The organism is Gluconobacter sphaericus, from assembly GCF_016757795.1.
Classification (GTDB): Bacteria; Pseudomonadota; Alphaproteobacteria; order Acetobacterales; family Acetobacteraceae; genus Gluconobacter; species Gluconobacter sphaericus.
The window spans coordinates 79,210-102,161 of the sequence record NZ_CP068419.1 but is presented as its reverse complement, the minus strand read 5'-3'; the positions used below and the strand labels follow the sequence as shown (position 1 = coordinate 102,161).

Annotated in this window: 18 protein-coding genes and 1 tRNA gene; 15 read left to right on the top strand and 4 right to left on the bottom strand. The window is 58.6% G+C overall.

All coding sequences use genetic code 11. The features are described from left to right. Positions 1-93: 93 nt before the first annotated feature. The 13 genes from lon to recO all read left to right on the top strand — a co-directional run bounded on the left by lon (position 94) and on the right by recO (position 16,167). The gene (lon, locus tag IGS75_RS00445; protein ID WP_141351252.1) at positions 94-2,658 is read left to right on the top strand and encodes an endopeptidase La; all 2,565 of its coding nucleotides are present in this window, start codon (positions 94-96) and stop codon (positions 2,656-2,658) included. Between the two features lie 141 nt (positions 2,659-2,799). After that, complete coding sequence (locus tag IGS75_RS00440; RefSeq protein WP_011251684.1) at positions 2,800-3,084, top strand: HU family DNA-binding protein; 285 nt, start codon at positions 2,800-2,802, stop codon at positions 3,082-3,084. Between the two features lie 75 nt (positions 3,085-3,159). After that, a tRNA-Val gene (locus IGS75_RS00435) sits at positions 3,160-3,234 on the top strand. A 19-nt stretch (positions 3,235-3,253) separates the two neighbouring features. Further along, positions 3,254-3,985, top strand: coding sequence for a biotin--[acetyl-CoA-carboxylase] ligase (locus IGS75_RS00430; protein WP_141351250.1), 732 nt, complete (start codon positions 3,254-3,256; stop codon positions 3,983-3,985). Positions 3,986-4,001: 16 nt separating this feature from the next. Further along, positions 4,002-4,814, top strand: coding sequence for a type III pantothenate kinase (locus IGS75_RS00425; protein ID WP_141351248.1), 813 nt, complete (start codon positions 4,002-4,004; stop codon positions 4,812-4,814). 40 nt (positions 4,815-4,854) lie between these two features. Further along, positions 4,855-6,513, top strand: a complete 1,659-nt coding sequence (locus tag IGS75_RS00420; RefSeq protein ID WP_141351245.1) for a ribonuclease J — start codon at positions 4,855-4,857, stop codon at positions 6,511-6,513. 12 nt (positions 6,514-6,525) lie between these two features. Continuing rightward, positions 6,526-7,842: a proline--tRNA ligase gene (gene proS / locus IGS75_RS00415; RefSeq protein WP_202257224.1), complete on the top strand. Its 1,317-nt coding sequence runs from the start codon at positions 6,526-6,528 to the stop codon at positions 7,840-7,842. Further along, positions 7,842-9,092 carry a lipoprotein-releasing ABC transporter permease subunit gene (locus tag IGS75_RS00410; protein WP_141351239.1) on the top strand — a complete coding sequence of 417 codons (1,251 nt, stop codon included), beginning with the start codon at positions 7,842-7,844 and terminating at the stop codon, positions 9,090-9,092. The genes proS and IGS75_RS00410 overlap by 1 nt, the downstream gene beginning before the upstream one ends. Then, complete coding sequence (locus IGS75_RS00405) at positions 9,085-9,780, top strand: ABC transporter ATP-binding protein (RefSeq protein WP_202257222.1); 696 nt, start codon at positions 9,085-9,087, stop codon at positions 9,778-9,780. The genes IGS75_RS00410 and IGS75_RS00405 overlap by 8 nt, the downstream gene beginning before the upstream one ends. Before the next feature lie 68 nt (positions 9,781-9,848). Continuing rightward, a complete protein-coding gene (gene dnaE / locus IGS75_RS00400; protein WP_202257221.1) occupies positions 9,849-13,271 on the top strand; it encodes a DNA polymerase III subunit alpha in 3,423 nt (1,140 codons plus the stop codon). 194 nt (positions 13,272-13,465) lie between these two features. Further along, on the top strand, positions 13,466-14,263 hold the full coding sequence (gene rpsB, locus IGS75_RS00395) for a 30S ribosomal protein S2 (RefSeq protein WP_099286443.1): 798 nt from the start codon (positions 13,466-13,468) through the stop codon (positions 14,261-14,263). A 101-nt stretch (positions 14,264-14,364) separates the two neighbouring features. Continuing rightward, positions 14,365-15,273, top strand: coding sequence for a translation elongation factor Ts (tsf, locus tag IGS75_RS00390; RefSeq protein ID WP_202257219.1), 909 nt, complete (start codon positions 14,365-14,367; stop codon positions 15,271-15,273). 129 nt (positions 15,274-15,402) lie between these two features. Continuing rightward, a complete protein-coding gene (gene recO / locus IGS75_RS00385) occupies positions 15,403-16,167 on the top strand; it encodes a DNA repair protein RecO (RefSeq protein WP_202257217.1) in 765 nt (254 codons plus the stop codon). Here recO and IGS75_RS00380 read toward each other — a convergent pair. Then, positions 16,161-16,637 carry a hypothetical protein gene (locus IGS75_RS00380; protein ID WP_202257215.1) on the bottom strand — a complete coding sequence of 159 codons (477 nt, stop codon included), beginning with the start codon at positions 16,635-16,637 and terminating at the stop codon, positions 16,161-16,163. The two genes, recO and IGS75_RS00380, sit on opposite strands and share 7 nt — an antisense overlap. Here IGS75_RS00380 and parC point away from each other — a divergent pair. Beyond that, complete coding sequence (gene parC, locus IGS75_RS00375) at positions 16,614-18,824, top strand: DNA topoisomerase IV subunit A (RefSeq protein ID WP_202257213.1); 2,211 nt, start codon at positions 16,614-16,616, stop codon at positions 18,822-18,824. The two genes, IGS75_RS00380 and parC, sit on opposite strands and share 24 nt — an antisense overlap. Before the next feature lie 18 nt (positions 18,825-18,842). On the opposite strand, the gene IGS75_RS00370 is transcribed toward parC, so the two are convergent. After that, complete coding sequence (locus tag IGS75_RS00370) at positions 18,843-19,565, bottom strand: arginyltransferase (RefSeq protein WP_202257211.1); 723 nt, start codon at positions 19,563-19,565, stop codon at positions 18,843-18,845. A 155-nt stretch (positions 19,566-19,720) separates the two neighbouring features. On the opposite strand from IGS75_RS00370, the gene cls reads away from it, so the two are divergent. Next, positions 19,721-21,133, top strand: coding sequence for a cardiolipin synthase (gene cls / locus IGS75_RS00365; RefSeq protein WP_202257210.1), 1,413 nt, complete (start codon positions 19,721-19,723; stop codon positions 21,131-21,133). Between the two features lie 4 nt (positions 21,134-21,137). On the opposite strand, the gene IGS75_RS00360 is transcribed toward cls, so the two are convergent. Continuing rightward, positions 21,138-21,764, bottom strand: a complete 627-nt coding sequence (locus IGS75_RS00360; RefSeq protein ID WP_202257208.1) for an endonuclease/exonuclease/phosphatase family protein — start codon at positions 21,762-21,764, stop codon at positions 21,138-21,140. Then, positions 21,761-22,840, bottom strand: coding sequence for an AI-2E family transporter (locus IGS75_RS00355; protein ID WP_141351212.1), 1,080 nt, complete (start codon positions 22,838-22,840; stop codon positions 21,761-21,763). Before IGS75_RS00355 ends, IGS75_RS00360 begins: the two co-directional genes overlap by 4 nt. Between the last annotated feature and the right edge of the window lie 112 nt (positions 22,841-22,952).

The window sequence follows — 22,952 nt, the reverse complement described above, 5'->3', positions numbered from 1 at the left end:
CCGAACTCATGCCGCTCAAGCATGAAAAAAATGCGATACTGGCGCTGCATGGCAGGTCGGTATCGCAAGATCGTCCCTCTGGAGATCAAGTGAATGACTGACGATACCAAGCCGAAAACCCGCCGCCGCATAAAGAAAACAGACGATGTGGCTATTTCCGAAAAAGCTACTGCGGCTCCGAAGAAGGTAACGCGCAAGCCGCGTGCTGCAGCGCGTAAGCTGGAGCCCGAAGCGGTGGCGCCTGCGGTGCAGCAGCCCGTACGTCACGATGTGATGGCCGTTCTGCCGCTGCGGAACATTGTTGTGTTTCCACACATGATCGTGCCTCTGTTTGTTGGGCGCGAGAAGTCGGTGAAAGCGCTGGAGACCGTGACGCGCGAGAGCAAGCAGATCCTGCTTGTGGCGCAGAAGGATGTCTCGTTAGACGACCCGTCCGTCGATGACATCTATCGCTACGGCACGGTGTCGACGATCCTCCAGCTTCTGAAATTGCCTGACGGGACCGTGAAGGTTCTGGTTGAAGGGACGCGGCGTGTACATATAACGCGTCTATTCGATGTAGACGGGCATTTCGAGGCTGAAATCGAGGAAATTCCCGAAGAGCCTGTTGATGCCGCTTCAGGAGGTGAGATCGAGGCGCTGAGCCGTTCGACGGTTTCGCAGTTCGAGCAGTATATCAAGCTCAACAAGAAGATCCCCCCGGAAGTCATGGTCTCGATCAACCAGATCGAGGGTATTTCCAAGCTGGCCGATACGATTGCGAGCCATCTGAACCTTAAGATTTCCGAAAAACAGGAAATTCTGGAGACGGCCTCGGCTGCGCGTCGCCTGGAACAGGTTTTCGCGCATATCGAGACGGAAATCGGTGTTCTTCAGGTCGAAAAGCGCATCCGCAACCGCGTCAAGCGACAGATGGAGAAGACCCAGCGCGAGTATTATCTGAACGAACAGCTCAAGGCGATCCAGAAGGAGCTCGGCGAAGGCGAAGACGGCAAGGACGAGAATTCCGAGCTTGAAGAGAAGATCAAAAAGACCCGTCTGAGCCGTGAGGCCAAGGAAAAAGCCTATGCCGAGCTGAAGAAGCTGCGCGGCATGAGCCCGATGTCGGCCGAGAGTACGGTTGTGCGCAACTATCTCGACTGGCTGCTAGGAATTCCCTGGAAGAAGCGCTCCAAGATCACGCGGGAGTTCCAGCACGCTGATGATGTTCTCGAAGCAGAGCATTACGGTCTGGAGAAGGTCAAGGAGCGGATTCTCGAGTATCTGGCAGTGCAGACGCGCTCACAGAAGCTTAAAGGACCGATTCTGTGCCTTGTCGGCCCGCCAGGCGTGGGCAAGACTTCTCTGGCGCGTTCGATTGCCAAGGCGACGGGGCGGAACTACATTCGCATGTCGCTGGGTGGTGTGCGCGATGAATCCGAGATCCGCGGACATCGTCGGACCTATATCGGCTCCATGCCAGGCAAGATCATCCAGGGTATGAAGAAGGCGCGGACGTCTAATCCGCTGTTTCTGCTCGATGAGATCGACAAGCTGGGTGCCGACTGGCGCGGTGATCCGTCATCTGCGCTGCTCGAAGTGCTGGATCCGGAGCAGAACTCCACGTTTGCTGATCATTATCTGGAAGTGGATTATGATCTTTCGGATGTGATGTTCGTGACGACGGCCAACAGCCTGAACATGCCCCAGCCGTTGCTGGACCGCATGGAGATCATCAACCTGTCCGGCTATACGGAAGACGAAAAGGTACAGATCGCGCGCCGTCATCTTCTGGGTAAGCAGGCCGAGGCACATAACCTGAAGCCTGCTGAATGGACGGTCACGGATGAGACGATCCGCGAACTGATCCGCTCCTATACCCGCGAGGCCGGTGTCCGGAACCTTGAGCGTGAACTGGCTAAGCTCGCGCGCAAGACGGTCAAGGAAATTATCACGACCGGCGTCAAGCATGTCGAGATTACGCCCGAAAACATCGAGAAGTATGCGGGTGTCCGTCGCTACCGTCATGGCGAAACCGAGACCGAGGACATGGTCGGTGTAGTGACAGGGCTTGCCTGGACTTCGGTCGGTGGCGAGATACTGACGATCGAGAGCGTGATGGTTCCGGGTAAGGGGCAGGTCAAGCAGACCGGCAAGCTCGGTGAAGTCATGCAGGAGAGTATCTCGGCCGCGTTATCTTATGTCCGCTCGCGGTCGCAGGACTTCGGGATTCGGCCGCCGTTGTTTGAGAAGCGGGACATCCATATCCATCTTCCCGAAGGTGCGACGCCCAAGGATGGTCCGTCAGCCGGTATTGCGCTCGCGACGTCTCTGGTGAGCATCATGACCCAGATTCCCATCCGCAAGGATGTGGCCATGACGGGTGAGATCACCTTGCGTGGCCGCGTCCTGGAGATCGGGGGACTCAAGGAGAAGCTGCTGGCGGCTCTGCGGGCTGGCATCAAGACGGTCCTGATCCCCAAGGATAACGAGAAGGATCTCGTGGAGGTGCCGGATAATGTCCGTCATGCGCTCAAGATCATTCCCGTCAGCCATGTAGATGAGGTGCTCAAGATCGCCCTGACTCGTATGCCAGAAGCCATCGAATGGGACGAAAATGTCGACCCGGTGGGTGAAATAACGGTGGATAAGACGGCTCCGCAGGCACTTCCTCACTGACACTGACACGCTTCTGCGATTCTAGCAGTTGACGCGGGCAAAATCCGCTTCATAGTGCGGCCGCAGATCGAACAAGGCGCCTGAGCCAGAAGGGACTCACCAGAGCCCGGCTCAGGCGCTCTAACACCAGAAAGGCACATCATGGAGAAGCCCCTCAACAAGCAGGAACTGATCGCCGCCGTTGCAGACGCTGCCGATCTTCCGAAGGCCAAGGCCAGCGAAGTTGTCGATGCGGTGTTCAGCACGATCGAAGCGACGCTTGCCAAGAAGCAGGAAGTCCGTCTCGTCGGTTTCGGCAGCTTCGTGACTGCCACGCGCAAGGCCGCCAAGGGCCGTAACCCGCGCACGGGCGAAGAGATCGACATTCCGGCATCCACCTCCGTCCGCTTCAAGCCGGGCAAGGGGCTGAAGGACGCCGTGAGCTGAGAAAGTTCACAAAATGGTTCCGGGTGGCTTTACCGCCATCCGGAACCGTGTATATAGACCGCACACACATTCTGAGGGCGATTAGCTCAGCGGTAGAGCGTCTCGTTTACACCGAGAGGGTCGGCGGTTCAATCCCGTCATCGCCCACCATAAAGAATATCATGCAGCCATGAGCTGGCGTTTCGAATACTATGAAACGCTCGGATCCACCTCCGATCTGTGCAAAGCCAGAGCCGAAGTCGGTGAACCCGAACATCTAGCCATTCAGGCTTTTTCCCAGACATCAGGGCGTGGCACGCGCGGACGGACCTGGACCGATCCGGGGGGCAATCTTGCCATTTCGCTGCTGTTTCGTCCGGCTGATCCCAAGGCTTTTATCGCAGCGCTGCCATTTGTTGTTGCCGTGGCTCTTTTCGAGACGGCAACCCATTTCTGTTCAATTGTGACGGGGCCGTCCCGTTTTATGCTCAAATGGCCCAACGATCTTCTGATGCATGGTCGAAAGATGGCGGGCGTGCTGATCGAGACTGGCGGTCTACAGGGTAATTCCTGGGTCGTTGTGGGAATCGGGGCCAATCTGCGGCAGGCCCCCGAAATTCCGGGGCGTCGCCTGGCGGCGCTCGTCGAGGCGACTGATCCGCCGTCTGCGGAAGTTTTTGGAAAGGTGCTGGTGACACAAATCGAACGCTGGGCTCTCATCCGGGAACGTGAAGGGTTCGCACCGGTCCGGGCCGCATGGCTGGCGCGGGCACACCCGGTTGGCACCCCGCTTGCGGTTCAGCGTTGTGAAACCTATATTACAGGTTCGTTTTCAGGGCTCGACGCGCAGGGACGCCTGCTGCTTGCCTTGCCTCACGGTGAAACCATTCCGGTTGTAACCGGCGATATCCTGCTGGACTGAAGGACCGGACTGCAACGTGCTTCTCGTCATTGATGCTGGAAACACCAACATCGTGTTCGCTGTACACGATGGAAAGTCGTGGCTGGGGCAATGGCGTATTTCGACGAATGAAGCACGGACGGCTGATGAATATGCGGCCTGGCTTCTGACACTCTTCGATCGGGTGGGGGTGAATGCCAAGGCCATCGAGCGAGCTATTATCGGGACAGTTGTACCCGTGGCGCTTTATGAACTGCGGCGTTTCTGCCGTGAATGGCTTAATGTTGTACCCTTGGTTGCCAATGCAAGGCTGGACTGGGGTATCGACGTTCTTGTCGATAATCCGAATGAACTTGGCGCGGACCGCCGCCTGAACGGTCTGGCGGGTCGCGAGCTTTTTGGTACACCGCTGATCGTGGTCGATTTCGGGACCGCGACGACCTTTGACGTCGTCAACAGTGCGGGACAGTTCTGTGGTGGGGCGATTGCTCCGGGTGTAAACCTGTCGATCGATGCGTTGCACCGTGCAGCTGCTCGCCTGCCGCGTATGAGCATCGGTCGCCCTACGGCGGCGATTGGCCGCAATACGAGTGTGGCAATGCGTTCGGGCCTGTTCTGGGGCTATGTCGGTCTCGTTGAGGGATTGATCCACCGAATTTCCGATGAAATGGACGCAAAGCCGACTGTGATTGCAACAGGCGGTCTGGCTCCACTGTTCTCTGAGGGAACGCCGCTTTTCGATGTGCTGGCACCCGATCTGACACTGGATGGCCTGCGCCTTCTGGCTGACCGTAATACGGGGCCGCCGCTTTCCTATTCCCCCGAGCGCTCTCAGGGCATCGGGCAATGAATATCACTCTGATTATGCATCATTTTTGTAAGGAACAATCATGACAGAAAAACAGGACGGTTTGTCCTTCCTGCCCTTGGGCGGGACGGGCGAGATCGGCATGAATTTCAATCTCTACTGCCTGACGAAGAACGGTAACGACACCTGGCTTGCCATTGACTGCGGTATCGGGTTTTCGGGTAATGATACGCCTGAAGCCGAAGTGCTTATGCCGGATCCGACTTTCATTGCCGACCGTGCGCGGGATCTGTGCGGTCTGGTGATTACGCATGCACATGAAGATCATTTGGGGGCGGTAGCACATCTGTGGCCCTATTTGCGCTGCCCGGTTTATGCTACACCGTTTGCTGCAGCCGTGCTGCGCCGTAAGCTGCAGGAAGCGCATCTAAACAATCAGGTGAAGATTCACGTCATCCGCCCGGCTTCGCGCTTTGAGGTTGGGCCGTTCGATCTTCAGTTTGTGTCCGTCACGCATTCCGTCGCTGAGGCTCAGGCCGTGGCACTGCGGACGCCGCATGGCCTGATCGTGCATACGGGTGACTGGAAGCTGGACGAGAACCCGCTGGTCGGGCCGGTGACGGATCTTGAGACGTTTGGCAAGCTGGGCGACGAGGGCGTTCTGGCAATGGTCGGCGACAGCACCAATGTGCTCAAGCCGGGCAAGTCTGAGTCGGAGGCGGACGTCCGAAAGGGCTTGACGGATCTGATCATGGGGCTGGAAGGCCGCATTGCCGTCACCTGTTTCGCTAGTAATGTGGCGCGCGTCGAGAGCATCGCCAAGGCGGCCCAGGCTTCGGGACGTGTGGTCATGATCGTTGGCCGCTCGCTGCGCAATCTTGAGACGGCTGCGCGTGAGTGCGGCTATTTTCAGGACCTGCCACCGTTCCTGACCGAGCAGGATGCGCGGGATGTGGATGATGACAGTCTGCTGATGATCATCACGGGCAGCCAGGGTGAACCGCGCTCGGCCTTGTCGCGGATTGCGTCCGACACCCATCCGAACATCGCGCTCGGTGAGGGCGATACGGTGATTTACAGCTCGCGGATGATTCCGGGCAACGAACAGGCCGTCATGGCTGTTCAGGATAATCTGTCGCGTCGTGGCGTGACGGTCCTGACGGACAAGGACGCCAAGGTTCACACCTCCGGCCATGCGACCAGCGAAGACATTCGCACGCTCTATCGGATCGTCCGTCCGAAATACAGCATTCCGACACACGGCGAGTGGCGTCACCTGACGGCTCATGCCGCGCTGGCGCATGAAATGGGTTCCGAGCCGATCCTGCTGGAAGATGGCGACATCCTCAACCTGTCCCCGGGTGAGGTGAAAGTTGTCGATACGGCGCCGACGGGCCGTCTGGCATTGGATGGTGGTCGTCTGCTGCCCATGACGGGCGGCGTTCTCGCGGCGCGTCGTAAAATGCTGTTCAACGGCATCGTTCTGGCGAGTTTTGCCGTTGATGACGAAGGTTATGTCATTGGTGAGCCCAAGATCAGCGCGCCGGGACTGCTGGAATCTGACGACCCCGAAAGCATCCGGATTCAGGAAGAGTTTGCTGACTCCATCGATCAGATCCCCGACGAACTGCGTCAGGACGATGCAGCCTTCCGGGATGCGGCCAAAACGGCCCTGCGTCGTGCTCTGGGGCGCAAGCTTCAGAAGCGCCCGCTTGTCGATGTTCATCTGCTGCGCGTCTGAGAGAAGTAACACATGCGTTTGACGAAAGCCTTTCAGCCGACGCTGAAGGAAGTTCCGGCCGAGGCACAGATCGCGTCTCACCGCCTGATGCTGCGGGCTGGCCTTGTGCGCCAGACCTCTTCGGGCATCTATGCTTGGCTGCCGGCAGGCCTGCGGGTTCTGCGCAATATCGAGCAGATCGTCCGCGAAGAGCAGGATGCGATCGGCGCACAGGAAGTCCTGATGCCGACGCTTCAGTCCGCTGATCTGTGGCGCCGCTCTGGGCGTTATGACGCTTATGGTCCGGAAATGCTCCGGATTCAGGATCGTCATGGCCGTGATCTCCTGTACGGGCCGACGAACGAGGAAATGATCACGGACATCTTCGGAGCGTCCGTGAAATCCTATAAGGATCTGCCCAAGGCGCTCTACCACATCCAGTGGAAGTTCCGTGATGAGGTGCGTCCCCGCTTCGGCGTGATGCGTGGACGTGAATTCCTGATGAAGGACGCGTATTCCTTCGACGCGACATACGACGATGCTGTTGCCAGCTATCGCCGCATGATGTTGTCCTATCTGCGTATCTTCCAGCGTCTGGGTGTTCGTGCTGTCCCAATGGTTGCTGATACCGGGCCAATTGGTGGCGATTTAAGCCATGAATTTCTGGTTTTGGCTCCGACAGGTGAGAGTGGCGTTTTCTTTGATGCAGCTCTTGAGGAGCAGGATTGGCTCGGTCGCCCGGTCGATTGTGACGACCACGAAAGTCTCGCCACGTTCTTCTCAACTGTGACTGACCACTACGCGGCCACGGACGAAAAGCATGATGAAGCCGAATGGGCCAAAATTCCGGAGGAGCGTAAGCGCGAAGGCAGGGGGATCGAAGTCGGTCATATCTTCTATTTCGGTACGAAGTACACGGAATCGATGGGTATTGAAGTGATCGGCTCTGACGGGGCGTCGTTCCATCCGCAGATGGGTTCCTACGGTATCGGCGTGTCACGTCTGGTCGGCGCGATCATCGAAGCGTCGCACGACGATGCAGGCATCATCTGGCCCGCATCCGTTGCACCTTATCGGGCCGCGATCCTGAACCTGCGTCAGGGTGACGAAGCCTGCGATGCGATCTGTGGCCGCATTTATGGGACTGACCCGGAAAACATGCTGTATGATGACCGTTCCGAGCGGGCGGGCGTGAAGTTCAACGACGCGGATCTAATGGGACATCCCTGGCAGATCATCGTTGGGCCACGAGGGGCCAAGGAAGGCAAGGTCGAACTCAAGCAGCGCGCCACGGGCGAGCGGTTCGAACTGTCAGTCGAGGATGCTCTGGCCAAAATCGGAGCCGCCTGATGTTCGGCCGCTTTGAGCGCATGGTGGCGGGACGGTATCTCCGCGCCCGCCGTGGCGAACGCTTCGCCTCGATCATTGCCATCTTTTCCCTGATCGGGATTGCGCTTGGAGTGGCAACGCTCATCATCGTTATGTCGGTAATGAACGGGTTCAAGGCCGATCTGATGGGGCGCATCCTCGGACTGCACGGTGATCTGACCGTGTACGGCTACGGGCGTCCTATCGAAGCTTACGAAAATGACGTGGCGGCGATCCAGCAAGTTCCCGGTGTAAAGTCCGTCATTCCAATGGCGCAGGGCACTGTGCTGGTGGAAGCGGGGCGTTTTTCTTCCGGAGCGGAAATGCAGGGCGTGTCCCAGCAATCCCTCCGGGACTGGACGGCGCTGAGCAGCGGGATCGTTGCGGGAAGTCTGAACAATTTCACGGGTAATGATGCGGTTGCGATCGGAACGACGATGGCCGATCGGGCCGGGCTGACAGTCGGTTCTCCGATCACGCTTCTGTCTCCAGACGGTCAGGCGACGCCGTTCGGCACCATGCCACGGGTGAAAACTTATCATGTGGCCGTCATTTTCGATGCCAACTGGAACGACTATAATTCCAGCATCGTTCTGATGCCGCTGCCTGCGGCACAGAAATTCCTGATGCTGGGGCCGTCTGCCGTTTCGCTCATTCAGGTCTCGACGGCTGATCCGTCGAATGTACAGCCTACGCGCAAGGCCATTGCCGTACGTCTCGAAGATCCGCGTTTGCGCGTTCTAGACTGGACGCAGAGCGCGAACGGTTTTCTGGATGCTGTGACGGTCGAGCAGAACGTGATGTTCCTGATCCTGACCCTGATTATTCTCGTTGCAGCGTTCAACGTCATTTCGTCGCTTATTATGATGGTAAAGGACAAGACACGGGACATCGCCGTGCTGCGCACCCTGGGGGCAAGCCGGGGCGCAATCATGCGGATTTTCCTCATGTGTGGCGCATCCGTCGGCATCGTAGGGACTGTGGTGGGGTCGGCGCTTGGGATTGCGTTTGCGCTGAACATTGAACGGATCCGCCAGTGGCTCCAGTCGCTCACGGGAACAAATCTGTTCAATCCGGAAGTCTATTTTCTGGAGCGCTTGCCAGCGAAACTGGTCTGGTCACAGGTTTGGGAAGTGATCGGAATGTCGCTGGTCCTGTCGCTTCTGGCGACACTTTATCCGTCCTGGCGGGCAGCCAGAACTGATCCGATCGAGGCTCTGCGTCATGAGTGAAGTATTAGTCGGAACGAGTGCCCTGCGCCTTGAAGGTCTGACGCGCCGTTTCCGCTCCGGCGAGGAAACGCTGGAGATTCTCAGTGGTGCGGAGTTCGAACTTCGCGGCGGCGAGATCGTTGCCCTCGTAGCGCCGAGTGGGACTGGGAAGTCCACGCTTCTGCATCTTGCTGGTCTGCTGGAAGCACCCTCGGAAGGCACGGTCTTTGTAGCAGATCGTCCGGCCAGTGGACTGAGCGACACCGTCCGGACGGCAATCCGGCGCGATCAGATCGGATTTGTGTACCAGTTCCATCATCTGCTGGGCGAGTTCACGGCGTGCGAGAACGTCATGCTGCCACAGCTCATTGCTGGTGTAGCGCCGCGCAAGGCACGGGAGCGGGCACGGGAACTTCTGGGCCGGTTCGGGCTATCGCATCGTCTCGATTCGCTGCCGGGGCGGCTATCGGGTGGCGAGCAACAGCGTACGGCAATTGCGCGTGCGCTGGCTAATAAGCCCAAGCTGCTTCTTGCGGATGAGCCTACGGGAAATCTTGATATCGGCACGGCCGATCATGTGTTTGGCGAGCTTTTGCGTGTCGTGCGCGAAGAGGGCGCAGCAGCGCTGATCGCCACGCATAATGAGGAGCTGGCTGCCCGCATGGACCGGACCGTGACATTGCGGGACGGTAAGCTCGTTACGTTCTGAGGGATGATCTGGGGCAGGGTGTATCAAAACCCCCTGCATCCGATACGCGTCCCTGATAGAATAGCGGCATGTCTCATGCCGATTTCGTTCATCTAAGAAACCATTCCGCTTATTCCCTGAGTCAGGGCGCGATCCGCATTCCGGAACTCGTGAGTCTGGCGGCCAAGAATGGCATGCCAGCGGTGGCACTCACGGATAGTGGTAATCTGTTCGGCGCGCTTGAATTCTCGCTGTACTGTCGTAGCAACGGTGTCCAACCGATAGTCGGTTGTCAGATTTCACTCCCTCCGCGCAGTACCAAACCTGGAGCGATGTCCGAGCCGCTGGTGCTTCTGGCGCGGAATGAGGAGGGACTGGAAAATCTTCAGATCCTGTCATCTGAAGGCTTTTTGAATGGTGATCCTGCTGATCCTTCGGTTGCGATCGATTTTCTGTGTCAGCATGCAGCGGGACTATTTCTGCTGACAGGCGGCAATCGCGGGCCAATCAACAAGCTAATCCTTGAGGAACAGAAGTTTGAGGCGCAGGCGCTTCTAAGCCGTCTGGAAGAAGCTTTCCGGGGAAATATCGCAGTCGAACTGAACCGGCTGGGAGAGGCGGGGGAGCAGGAAGTCGAAAGTGTCCTGATTCCAATGGCGGACCAGATGGACATTCCGCTGGTAGCGACCAATGAGTGTTTCTTTCCGAGGCCGGAAATGCATGAAGCCCATGATGCGCTACTGTGTATCGCGCAGGGGCGGACCATTGCGGAAGACGACCGTTGGCATGTATCTCCGCAGGCCTGGTTCAAGACGCCTGCCGAAATGCGGGCTGTCTTCCATGATCTTCCGGAAGCCTGTGACAATACGCTGATCATTGCCCAGAAATGTGCGGTGGCAGCTTGTACGCGAAAGCCGCTTCTGCCGATCTGCCCTAAAGTTCGCGAGGGCTCGACGGAAGAAGAGACGCTTCGGGCTATGGCTTGGGAAGGGCTGGAAAAGCGCCTTGAAGCGATCAATGCGGATGAGGAAAAGCGCAAGCTTTACTCGGAACGCCTGCAGGTGGAACTCGATATCATCGCAAGGATGGGCTTCCCGGGCTACTTCCTTATCGTTGCCGACTTTATCCAGTGGGCAAAAGCGCATGACATTCCGGTAGGCCCAGGGCGTGGATCAGGTGCAGGTTCGCTGGTGGCGTATGCGCTGACAATCACGGATATCGATCCCATTCCGTTCGGTCTGCTGTTCGAGCGATTCCTGAATCCTGAACGCGTTTCCATGCCGGATTTCGATATCGATTTTTGTCAGGACCGACGTGACGAGGTGATCCGGTATGTGCGCGAGGAGTATGGCGGGAGCCGTGTCGCGCAGATCATCACGTTCGGAAAGCTTCAGGCCAAAGCAGCAGTGCGTGATGTTGGTCGTGTGTTGGGGCTGCCGTACGGCATGGTCAATCGTGTTGCCGAGCTAATCCCGAACAATCCGGCCAAGCCTGTTTCGCTATCGGATGCGATCGAGGGTGAGCCGCGACTTCAGGAAATGCGGGATAGCGATGAGTCGCTTAAGAGGCTCATGGAGATCGCGTTGCAGCTTGAAGGCCTGTACCGTCATGCCTCTACCCATGCCGCAGGTGTGGTGATTGGTGATCGCGAACTAGTGGAACTGGTGCCGCTGTACCGTGATCCGAAGAGCGATATGCTCGTGACGCAGTACAACATGAAATATGTCGAGCAGGCTGGACTGGTGAAGTTCGACTTCCTCGGCCTGACAACACTCACCATCCTTAAGCGCGGCCTTGATTTCCTTAAAGAACAGGGAATTATAGTCGATCTCTCACGTATTCCGTTGGATGACGCGAAGACGTTCGAGATGCTGGCCAAGGGCGATACGGCAGGCGTGTTCCAGTTTGAAGGCGCGGGCATGCGGGATATGCTCAAGCAGATGGCAGCCAGTCGTTTGGAAGATCTGATTGCGGGTGTGTCGCTATATCGTCCGGGGCCTATGGCAAACATTCCAGATTACTGCCGTCGCAAACATGGCGAACCTTGGGAGCCGCCTCACGAGGAAATTCGAGATATTCTTGAAGAGACCTATGGGATCATGGTCTATCAGGAGCAGGTCATGCAGATCGCCCAGAAGATGGCGGGCTACAGTCTGGGGGGCGCGGATCTGCTGCGGCGGGCGATGGGTAAGAAAATCGCCGCGGAAATGGAGAAGCAGCGCGCGATCTTCACTGAGGGTGCAACGGCGCGCGGTATTCCTCAGGAAAAAGCAGTCGAAGTTTTTGATCTTATGGCTCGTTTTGCGGATTACGGCTTTAATAAATCACATGCTGCAGCCTATGCCTTGGTGTCCTATCAGACGGCCTGGATGAAGGCGAATCACCCGGTCGCCTTTCTTGCGGGCTGTATGTCTCTGGCACGGGAAAAGACGGACAAGCTGGCAGCTCTGTGTCAGGAAGCACGGCGAATGAAGATTCCTGTGTTACCCGTTGATATTAATAAATCTCTTGCTGATTTTTCTATAGAAACGCTGGAAGACGGGCGTCAGGGGATTCGTTATGCGCTGTCAGCCATCAAACGTGTAGGCGCGGCTGCGATGCACAGTGTCGTGTCATCCCGTGGCGACAGGCCGTTTCAGGACCTTACGGATTTTGCGGAGCGCTGCGATCCGAAGAGCCTGAACAAGATCCAGCTGGAAAGTCTTGCAAAAGCAGGGGCTTTTGACCGCCTTCTCAAGGAACGGCATATCGTTTTTTCGAGCGCTGATATTCTGTTGCGCCGAGCTCAGGCGCGGGCGCAGGAGCAGCAAATGGGTCAGGCCGGACTGTTCGGAGGCGCGGGTCAGGAGCGTGAGATTCTGCGCCTGAACGAAGGTCGCCCCTGGCCTGACTTTGAACGACTCTCACTGGAAGCGTCGGCCATCGGGTTCCACATGAGTGCACATCCGCTGGATGCGTATCGTAGTGTACTGCGGCGCTTGGGTGTGACGCCATCAAACGCACTGGAAAATGCTGCAAAAACAGGGACTACGCGCGTCAAGATCGCAGGCTGTGTTGTGGATCGCAAGGAGCGGCCGACACGGACCGGCAAGAAAATGGCTTGGGTCAATCTGTCCGATAGTGGTGGCGGATGTGAGGTCACGTTATTTTCCGAAACGCTGATATCCTGCCGGGATCTGCTGGTGGCGGGACAGGCCATTCTGGTGACGGCGGAGCTCAAGGTAGATGGCGATGCGCTGCGAATTACCGCGCAGAATGTCATGGATCTTGAGGTTGCGGCTGCGGCCGAGCGTTCGGAAATTCGAGTTTGGTTGAAGGAGGATGCGTCCCTGCCAGATCTGGCCTCTTTGCTGGAAGAGGTTCAGGGAGGTTTGGGGCGTGTGAAGTTGCTGCCTTCTGTCGAGGAGACACAGGATGTCGAAATCTCCATTCCGGGATATTACCGAGTGACACCGCGTCTTGCGGAGCGGCTGCGGACATTGCGGGGAGTTGAGAAGGCCTTACAGGTCTGATCGGGGGCGTATGTGTGAAACTCTGCTGACAGGTCTTGCGTCTGTGAGCGTTTTCCGTCATATCGCGACCGTTCTTCTCAAGGGGATTTCTCCTGATGAGAACAATCCGCACGCATGGCTCTGGGTTTTCTGGTGTCCTGATTTTAAGGACGTTGTCATGCGGAGGTTCAACCAGACGCAAGGAATTTTGAATCATGGCGATGCCTGATTTCACCATGCGCCAGCTGCTCGAAGCCGGCGTTCATTTCGGTCACCACACCCGTCGCTGGAACCCGGCTATGGCGCCGTACCTGTTCGGTGTGCGCAACCAGGTCCACATCATTGACCTGCAGCAGACGGTTCCGATGCTGGACCGCGCCCTGAAGGTTGTCCGTGACACCGTTGCAAACGGCGGTCGCGTCCTGTTCGTCGGCACCAAGCGCGCTGCGGCTGACCATGTTGCTGAAGCTGCACAGCGTTGCGGCCAGTATTATGTCAATCACCGCTGGCTCGGCGGTATGCTGACCAACTGGAAGACCATCACGGGCTCCATCAAGCGTCTGCGCCAGATCGACGAAATGCTGGCTGGTGGCACAGCTGGTCTGACGAAGAAGGAAGTTCTCGACATCACGCGTGACCGCGAGAAGCTCGAGCGTTCCCTCGGTGGCATCAAGGAAATGGGTGGCCTTCCCGACCTGCTGTTCGTGATCGACACGAACAAGGAAAAGCTGGCGATCGAAGAAGCCACGAAGCTCGGCATTCCGGTCATCGGCGTTCTGGACAGCAACTCCAACCCTGCTGGCGTGACCTACCCGATCCCGGGCAACGATGACGCCATCCGCGCCATCACCCTGTATTGCGATCTGGTTTCCGGTGCAGTTCTCGACGGTATTTCCGCCGAGCTGGCTGCTTCGGGTCAGGACATCGGTGCTGCTGAAGAACTGCCGGCTGAGACGGCTGTTCTGGAAGCTGCTGCAGCTGAAGGCGCAGAAGCCCCCGCTTCCGCAGGCTGAACAGACTGCCGGGGTCCGGTTATGGAAAACGGCAACTGAAACATGGCATGCGGCCGGGCGAGTTCGTCCGGCCGCATGATCTTTTTTAAGGGATGAGATAAATGGCAGAAATCACAGCAGCCCTGGTCCGCGAACTGCGCGAAGCCACCGGCGCAGGCATGATGGATTGCAAGAAGGCCCTGACCGAAGCTGCCGGCGACATGGACGCCGCCATCGACTGGCTGCGCACGAAGGGCCTGTCCCAGGCTGCAAAGAAGTCCGGTCGCACGACGGCTGAAGGTCTGGTTGGCGTTGTGTCCGCCAAGAACCGCGCCGCCATGGTCGAAGTCAACGCAGAGACAGACTTTGTTGGCCGTAACGAAGCTTTCCAGGCATTCGTCGAGCAGGTTGCTCATGTTGCGCTCGAAGTCGGTGACGATCTGGACACCATCAAGGCTGCCAAGGTTCCGTCCGGCCGTACGGTTGCTGACGAACTGACGCACTTGATCGCCACGATTGGTGAGAACATGGCCATCCGTCGCGCCAAGGTCCTGTCGGTCGAGTCCGGTGTTGTTGCCAGCTACGTCCACAGCGCACTGCGTCCGGGCATCGGCAAGATCGGCGTTCTGGCCGCTCTGGAAGCGCCGTCCGAGTCCGATGCCCTGCTGACGCTGGGTCGCCAGATTGGCATGCATGTTGCTGCAACTCGTCCTGCTGCCCTGGATGTTGCCAGCGTTGATCCGGAGTCCCTGGAGCGTGAGCGCGCCGTTCTGATTGAGCAGGCTCGTGAGTCCGGCAAGCCGGAAGCCATTATTGAGAAGATGGTCGAAGGCCGTATCCGCAAGTTCTATGAAGAAGTTGTTCTTCTGGAGCAGGTGTGGGTTCTGGACGGCGAGAGCCGCGTGTCCAAGGTTGTCGAGAAGGCTGGCGCAAAGCTGGCTGGTTTCGAGCGCTTCCAGCTCGGTGAAGGCATCGAGAAGGAAGAAAGCGACTTCGCTGCTGAAGTCGCTGCTGCCGCTGGCACCAAGTAAGGTTTTCCGTTTCTGCCCTGAGCCGGGTCTGTCTGGTTCAGGTCTGACGTGAAAGTCTATAAAAGCCCCTGTGCGCTCTGGCGTGCGGGGGTTTTTTGCGTTTTGGCGTATGGATCGGGGAGGAAGACGATGGAATGGGAAGCGGCGGCGCTGGTTCTGTCAGTCCGGCCTTACGGCGAAGGAAGCGCCCTTGTCCATCTGTTCAGCGAGGAGCAGGGGGTTTCGCATGGCATGGCACGCGGGGGAGCGTCTCGCCGTCAGGCTTTCTTGTGGCAGACCGGCAATCTGGTCATGGCGCGCTGGCGGGCGCGACTTGCGGATCAGCTTGGGACTTTGACGGCCGAGCCGGTTCAGTGTGTGGCGGGGCGCATTCTGGATGCTCCGTTGCAGCTTGAGATGGTGAGCAGCGCCTGTGCGCTGGTCGATGGGGCGTTACCGCAGGGTGAAGCACATCCGGAGCTTTTCATGCGGCTGGTCCGTCTTCTGACGCTGATTAACGTGGCGCCTGAGCCTGCGCCGATGGGCACCTACCTGCGCTGGGAAACCCAGCTTCTGGCAAGGCTCGGCTATGGGCTGGACCTGTCGGAATGTGCGGTGACGGGCGCGCGGGAAAATCTGCTCTACGTGTCGCCACGGTCGGGGCGGGCGGTAAGCCGGGAAGGGGCTGGCGAATGGAGGGACAGGCTTCTTCAGTTACCCGCATTGATGATGGATGAGATGCAGGATGGAACACCCGAAGACTGGAAGGATGGTCTTGCGCTGACGGGACATTTTCTGTCGCGCTGGGTCTTTGGCGTGCGCCACCAGCCACTGCCCGCGGCACGGGAGCGGCTGGTGGAGTATGTGCAGCGGCTTCAGTCTGCACCAGAGGTTGACGTGGAGTCCGATCAGTAAAAAACGTGGCTGGGGCCAGGGCGTAGACCGTTAACGACGTCCAGGTCGGCCGTGCTGTCCCAGACGGACCAGTCCCAGCCCGGATGCTGGTTGATCTCGGCCGTCATGCGCTGCTCCTGCGCGGTATCGATCGGATGACTGGCCTTATAGGCAGCATAGGCTGTCTTATTACCCATGTAGACGCAGCCGCAGGCGATGGGGTCGGCATAGAGCAGGACCGGCTGCCCGTTCTGTATGCGGTAAGTCAGGGTGTTAGGGGGCAGGAGGTTCATCATTGCCCAGCGTGCGGTCGTATCGGCAGGGTGTGCCCTGAACCCGGCCAGCGCGAAGGACACTTCCGCCTTCTGGACCGGGCGGTAGGGTGAACAGGCCGCTGGCAGGATAAGGAGAGCGCTGGACAGAATGGCACACCAGTGTCTAAGTCCTGCACGAAAGAGGGGAGATGCATGGGAACGGATCTGGCTGGTCATATCGAGGATACCAAGCTCGCTGAGGCTCTGAGCGAGCGATATATTGCGTATGCGATGTCGACAATCATGTCGCGGTCCCTTCCGGACGTGCGTGATGGCCTGAAGCCGGTACACCGCCGCCTCCTTTATGCGATGCAGCAGTTACGCCTTGATCCCACATCAGGGTTTAAAAAGTGTGCACGTGTCGTCGGTGACGTGATCGGTAAGTTCCATCCGCATGGCGATGCGTCCGTGTACGAGGCGCTGGTGCGTCTGGCGCAGGATTTTGCGGTCCGATACCCGCTGGTCGAGGGGCAGGGCAATTTCGGCTCCATCGACGGTGATGGCGCGGCTGCCATGCGATACACCGAAAGCCGCCTGACGGAAGTTGCGCAGGCGCTGCTGGACGGCATTCAGGACGATGCGGTCGATTTCCGTGCGACGTACGACAACGAAGATCACGAACCGATCGTGCTGCCGGGGACGTTCCCGAATCTGTTGGCCAATGGTGCGGCAGGCATTGCCGTGGGCATGGCGACGAGCATTCCTCCGCATAATGCCGCCGAAATCTGCAGGGCCGCGAAGCTCCTGATCGAAAATCCGGATGTGACGATCGCTGAACTGGTGGATCTGATGCCCGGCCCGGATTTCCCGACGGGCGGCATTCTGGTTGAAGAGCGTGATTCTATTATCCGCTCTTACGAAACAGGCCGTGGCAGTTTCCGGACCCGCGCACGTTGGGAAGTCGAACAGGGCCGGTTTGGTACTTGGATAATCATCGTCACCGAGATTCCGTATCAGGTGCAGAAATCGCGCCTGATTGAGCAGATCGCGGATCTGATGGAACAGCGTAAACTGCCGCTTCTGGGCGATGTGCGCGATGAGAGTACGACCGATATCCGCCTTGTGCTGGAACCCAAGACCAAGGGTGTCGAGCCTGAAGTTCTGATGGAGACACTGTTCCGCAATACGGCGCTTGAGAACCGTTTCAGTCTGAACATGAATGTTCTGGGCGGTGATCGCGTTCCGGGTGTGTTGTCTCTGAAAGAGGTTCTGCGGGCGTGGCTGGACCATGTGCACGAAGTACTGGTGCGGCGCTCGAACCATCGTCTGGCGGCTGTCCTGCGGCGGCTGGAAATTCTTGAAGGTTTCCTTGCTGTTTATCTGAACCTCGACGAGGTCATCCGCATTATCCGCGAGGAAGACGAGCCCAAGGTCAGCCTGATGGCAACGTTCAGCTTGACGGATGTTCAGGCCGAGGCCGTGTTGAACATGCGCCTGCGTTCGCTGCGACGGCTTGAGGAGATGGAAATCCGGCGGGAGCGGGACAAGCTTGCTGACGAGCAGAAGGCGCTTGAAACGCTGCTGGGTTCGGAGCGTCGGCGCTGGACCCGGATCTGCAAGGATCTGGATGGCACGATCAAGAAATTCGGGTCTGGCCCGCTCGGAGATCGTCGAACGCTGATTGCTGCGGCGCCGGAGCCGGTGGATATTTCGGCAGCACTGGAAATCGACCGTGAGCCGCTGACGGTTCTGTTGTCCCGCGAGGGATGGATTAGGGCTATGAAGGGCCATGGGCTTGATCCGCAGGGACATCGCTTCAAGGAAGGCGATGAAGGTTGGCTATCAGTTGAATGCCAGAGTACGGACCGGCTGTGCCTGATCTCCAGTAGTGGTAAGGCCTATACCATCAAAGCGGCGGACCTGCCGCGCGGGCGCGGGTTCGGGCAGCCGTTCCGGACTGTGGTGGACGTGCCGCAGGAAGACCGGATTGTGATCCTGTTCCCCGTTTCAGACGAAGGGCGCCGTCTGATCGCATCCGCATCAGGGCGTGGTATGATCGTGTCCGAAGCCGGGCTTGTGGCGGAAAAGCGCACGGGCAAGCAGGTCTTCAACGTCAAGGACGGTGATGAAGTCTTTGCCTGCATCCCGGTCAGTGGCTCGCATGTCCTGACACTGGGGCATAACAAGAGGGCGCTGATCTTCCCGCTGGAACAGGTTCCGGAAATGACCCGTGGAGGCGGTGTCGCGTTCCAGAAACTGGGTGACAGCACGCTGCGTGATATGCGGACCCTGACCCTGTCTGAGGGGCTGTTGTGGCAGGAAGGCCAGCGGGTTCGATCGGCCGCAGATCTGACACCGCTTGAAGGTCGCCGTGGCGCCGTGGGCCGTGCTGCGCCCCAATGGATGCTGCGGAACAAGGGCTGAAAATGAACAGGGGCCTGCTCAGGCCGGGAGTGTCCCGGCCAGCAGGCTCCAGTGACCGTCACGAAAAACTTCGGCAGGCCCAAAGGCGGCTTTATAGGCCATCTTTGGGCTGCCAGGAACATAATAGCCCAGATACAGGTGTTCCAGCCCCAGCCGGGCAATCTGTTCGATCAGCCACAGGATCGAAAACGTTCCCCAAGACGCAGTCAGATCGTTGACGTCATAGAACGTGTACACCGCAGACAGTCCGTCCGAGAGACGGTCAATCAGGCTGACACAGACGAGCGTGCCATCCGGACGACGGAACTCGGCCAGAAACGTTTCGACCGGCGTGTTGGCGATCAGCTCGGCATAATCGCGCCAGCACATATGGGCCATGTCGCCATCAGGGTGACGGACGGCCTGATACATCTCGAACAGACGGAACTGCTCGTCCGTGGGAACCGGAGGCACCATGTTGACGATAAGATCAGCGTGACGATTACGGATTTTTTTCTGGGTCCGGGTAGGGACGAACGTTTTTGCCGGAATGCGTATGGGAGTACAGGCGCGGCAGCCGACGCAGACCGGTGCATAGGCAATGGCATGGCTGCGGCGGAAGCCGGCCTGGGACAAGCGGTTGTGCAGGGCTACGGCGTTGGGGCCCGCCAGTTCGGTCAGAACCTTGCGTTCTGTGCGGTCGGGCAGATAGGGGCACGGGGCTGGAGCCGTTGTGTAGAAGAGCTGTGGGCGATGTTGCATGGGACGCTCTCCTTTTTTGAAAGACGGGACCGGAAGATGATCCTATCGTAAGGACGGGCGCTGGCGCATCCTTCATCTTTGCGAAAGGATGATGGAAGAAGATCCGGGGGCTGATGTGTTGTTTGCAGCACAGAATATCCACCGCAGGGAGATTTATGACGCACTGGACCGTTTTCCACATTTTCATGCAGATCCTGCGCTGGACGCTGCCCTTGTTCGTCACGGTTCATGCTCTGCTGCACAAGCGCGATACGGCATCCTGCACGGGCTGGATCGGCATCTGCTGGATTGCGCCTGTTCTGGGGACGGTGCTGTACCTGATGTTCGGAATCAATCGTGTCCGGCGCCGGGCACAGAAAATGGTCAACCGGCATCTGTGGGAAGGGCGCGACCCCTTGGCGCAGTACCGACAGACGGTGGATGGCGATCTGGCACTGCTTTCAAAAATGCTGGGGCGTCTGACGGAACGGCCATTGATGCGAGGCAATTCGATCACCTGCCTGCATGACGGGGACAATGCCTATCCGGTCATGCTGGAGGCAATCGGTCAGGCTAAAAAATCGGTCATCCTGTGTTCCTATATTTTCCGGGATGACGAAGTCGGGCAGCGTTTTGCCGAGGCTCTGGTGGCGGCGAAGCAGCGCGGGGCCGAGGTCAGGGTTCTGGTGGACGGGATCGGGAGCGGATATTTCCGCTGCGGGATTGAGCGCCGACTGCGGCATGAGGGGATTGCCTGCGCACGCTTCATGCACTCGGTCTGGCCCTGGCGCATGCCGTTCATTAATCTGCGCAATCACCGCAAGATCCTCGTGGTGGACGGGACCATCGGCTTCATGGGTGGCCTGAACATCGGCGAGGAGAACATGCTCCGCTTACGGACGAAGCTTCCGGTGGCGGATACGCATTTCCGAATTCAGGGGCCGGTTGTGCATCAGCTGGCTGTGGCGTTCGCCTGGGACTGGTCGTTTACGACGGGTGAGGAACTTAAAGGCGAGCGTTATCTGCCCGAGCCGTCTCCTGTGGGTGATGTGCCGATGCGCATTGTGACCTCAGGGCCGGATACGGATCTGGAGAAGATCGAATACGGGATGTTGCAGGCTTTCGCGCTGGCCCGGAGTCATATCTGGGTCATGACGCCATATTTCCTGCCGGATGACCGCTTCTCGACGGAGCTTATTCTTGCGGCCTTGCGAGGCGTGGTGATTGATATCGTCGTGCCTAAAAGCAGCAATCACGCTCTGATCGACCATGCGCGGGATGCCAATCTGCGGCCGTTTCTGGATGCGGGCTGCCGGGTGTGGATGGCCGATCCTCCGTTTAATCATTCCAAGCTGATGGTAGTGGACGATGAATGGAGCTTTGTGGGCAGTGCCAATATTGACATGCGCTCTCTTCGGCTGAATTTCGAGATTAATCTGGAAATCTATGACACGGGCGTGGCGAAAGAACTGTCCACGTTCATGCAGACGCATCGCCGCAATCGTCTGACTCATCATGATCTGGATAGTAAGCCGTTCCTGATCCGGATGCGTAATTCGGCGATCAGGCTGCTGCTTCCGTATCTGTAAGGTTTTACGTGCCCAGCCTCAGAGTCACGCAGATAGGGCGGTGATCTGAGCCGAAACGCGGCAGGGCACGGGCTTCGAGACGGGACAGGCCACGCACGAGGCAGCGGTCAAGCCTCAGCGGAACATGGTTCAGCATCCGGTGGGTCTTTTCCCTGGGGCCGACATCCAGAAAGCCCGGAAGCAGGACAGGCCCGATCAGATTGAAGTCCCCCATGATGACGGCACGGTGGCGCATGTTGGTGCTGATACTGCGCAGTTGCCGGCGATTGAGGATCTGACCATGCGACAGATGCACATTGGCGAGAGAAAAGCTGCCAAAATCGATAAGCTGTGCCGTACGTTTGACCAGCAGACCGCGCGGCAGACGGCAGAATGAGGGTGGCCGCGTAAATGGCAGCCGGCTCCAGCAGGCGGTACCATGTGGCCGCCCGGGAAGTGGAATGCGGTCGTAATAGCCGCCAAGGATCTCGGGAAGTTCATCCACCGCTGTCTGTGCTTCCTGCATAACGACGATATCGGGATCTTCCGCACGGATGACCGTCAGAACGTCTTCGAGGGACGCGCCTTCCCAGCGGTAAAGGTTCCAGCTCAGGATCTTGAAAGAGGCTCCGGGTTGAAGAGACGTCGTCATTTCGGAGGCTCCGGCAGGTACAGGGGATTGCGTTCTCGGTGATGGGGGCCAGCCGCGAATTCGCTGGTCAGGGTATAGCCGACAGCCAGCAAGACGGGACCGAGGAAGATGCCGACCCCGCCAAAGGTCACGATGCCGCCAAGAACGCCCAGGACGGTCAGCAGATAGGGTAGCTGGGCACCCCGGGCGATGAAGGCCGGACGGATGACGTGATCGGCACCCGAGATGATCAGGATGCCGTAGATGGCCAGGAACAGGCCGTGCCCGAAATGATGGGTCATGCCCAACCAGATTGCGGCGGGCACCCAGACGAGCGGAGCGCCAATGGGAAAGACGGCCACGAAAGCGGTAATACCGGCCAGCAGGACGGGAGAGGGTACGCCCGCCAGCATGAGGCCGATCCCTGTCAGGACGCCCTGGATCAGGGCAGTGCCAAGGATTCCATAAACCGTGCCGCGGACTGTGCGCCCTATGATGTTGATGAGGCGCGGCGTAGTGTGGGGGCCGGCGATGCGGTCGATCAGGGCTGTGATGGTGTTGCCCAGTGTATCGCCGTTGAGCCACAGGAAAAACGCCACGAACAGCGCCATGACCAGTTCGGCGAGACCGCCGGCGAGGCGGAGCAGGACCGTCAGTGTCAGATGGGCGATCTGTCCGGCATAAGGGCGCAGAACCTCGGTCGCGAAGGCGCCGACGTCATGGCTGAAATGATGCCAGGCATTCACGAGATGGGGACCGGCCATCGGAATTCGGTTCAACCAGGCCGGAGGTGGGTTCGCGCTGGTGACATGCAGGATCAGGACGTCGATTTCCGAGATCGTGCCGGGAATATCGCTGATCCCCGCGCTGGTCAGGACAGTCAGAGGAACAACGATAAAGAGCGCGCTCAATGCCATCATGGCGAGGGCGGCCAGCACAGGACGGACATGTCGTCGCATGCGGCGGTAGATGGGCCAGGTCGTGAAGGCGAGGATCGCGGCCCACAGGATGGCCGAGAGGAAAGGCCAAAGGATGATGCCGCATCCATAGGCAATTCCGGCCAGGATGAGGCCGAGGAGAATCCGCTCGGTCGTCATGCGGTGCCGTTCTCCTGACTGGAGCCGGACGGGAGCCCGGACCGGCATGACTCTGTGGGCTGCGTGTTCATGGAGTGATACATTGGCACGCTCTGGCGTCGGACGCATCCCT

Bases quoted from the DNA above. Each gene is read 5' to 3' on its own strand.
- IGS75_RS00405 (WP_202257222.1), top strand. From the start codon at position 9,085: ATGAGTGAAGTATTAGTCGGAACGAGTGCCCTGCGCCTTGAAGGTCTG.
- IGS75_RS00410 (WP_141351239.1), top strand. From the start codon at position 7,842: ATGTTCGGCCGCTTTGAGCGCATGGTGGCGGGACGGTATCTCCGCGCC.
- IGS75_RS00380 (WP_202257215.1), bottom strand. From the start codon at position 16,637: ATGACCAGCCAGATCCGTTCCCATGCATCTCCCCTCTTTCGTGCAGGA.
- rpsB (WP_099286443.1), top strand. From the start codon at position 13,466: ATGGCGATGCCTGATTTCACCATGCGCCAGCTGCTCGAAGCCGGCGTT.
- IGS75_RS00355 (WP_141351212.1), bottom strand. From the start codon at position 22,840: ATGACGACCGAGCGGATTCTCCTCGGCCTCATCCTGGCCGGAATTGCC.
- IGS75_RS00440 (WP_011251684.1), top strand. From the start codon at position 2,800: ATGGAGAAGCCCCTCAACAAGCAGGAACTGATCGCCGCCGTTGCAGAC.
- IGS75_RS00420 (WP_141351245.1), top strand. From the start codon at position 4,855: ATGACAGAAAAACAGGACGGTTTGTCCTTCCTGCCCTTGGGCGGGACG.
- parC (WP_202257213.1), top strand. From the start codon at position 16,614: ATGGGAACGGATCTGGCTGGTCATATCGAGGATACCAAGCTCGCTGAG.
- IGS75_RS00360 (WP_202257208.1), bottom strand. From the start codon at position 21,764: ATGACGACGTCTCTTCAACCCGGAGCCTCTTTCAAGATCCTGAGCTGG.
- lon (WP_141351252.1), top strand. From the start codon at position 94: ATGACTGACGATACCAAGCCGAAAACCCGCCGCCGCATAAAGAAAACA.
- IGS75_RS00370 (WP_202257211.1), bottom strand. From the start codon at position 19,565: ATGCAACATCGCCCACAGCTCTTCTACACAACGGCTCCAGCCCCGTGC.
- tsf (WP_202257219.1), top strand. From the start codon at position 14,365: ATGGCAGAAATCACAGCAGCCCTGGTCCGCGAACTGCGCGAAGCCACC.
- proS (WP_202257224.1), top strand. From the start codon at position 6,526: ATGCGTTTGACGAAAGCCTTTCAGCCGACGCTGAAGGAAGTTCCGGCC.
- dnaE (WP_202257221.1), top strand. From the start codon at position 9,849: ATGTCTCATGCCGATTTCGTTCATCTAAGAAACCATTCCGCTTATTCC.
- cls (WP_202257210.1), top strand. From the start codon at position 19,721: ATGACGCACTGGACCGTTTTCCACATTTTCATGCAGATCCTGCGCTGG.
- IGS75_RS00430 (WP_141351250.1), top strand. From the start codon at position 3,254: ATGAGCTGGCGTTTCGAATACTATGAAACGCTCGGATCCACCTCCGAT.
- recO (WP_202257217.1), top strand. From the start codon at position 15,403: ATGGAATGGGAAGCGGCGGCGCTGGTTCTGTCAGTCCGGCCTTACGGC.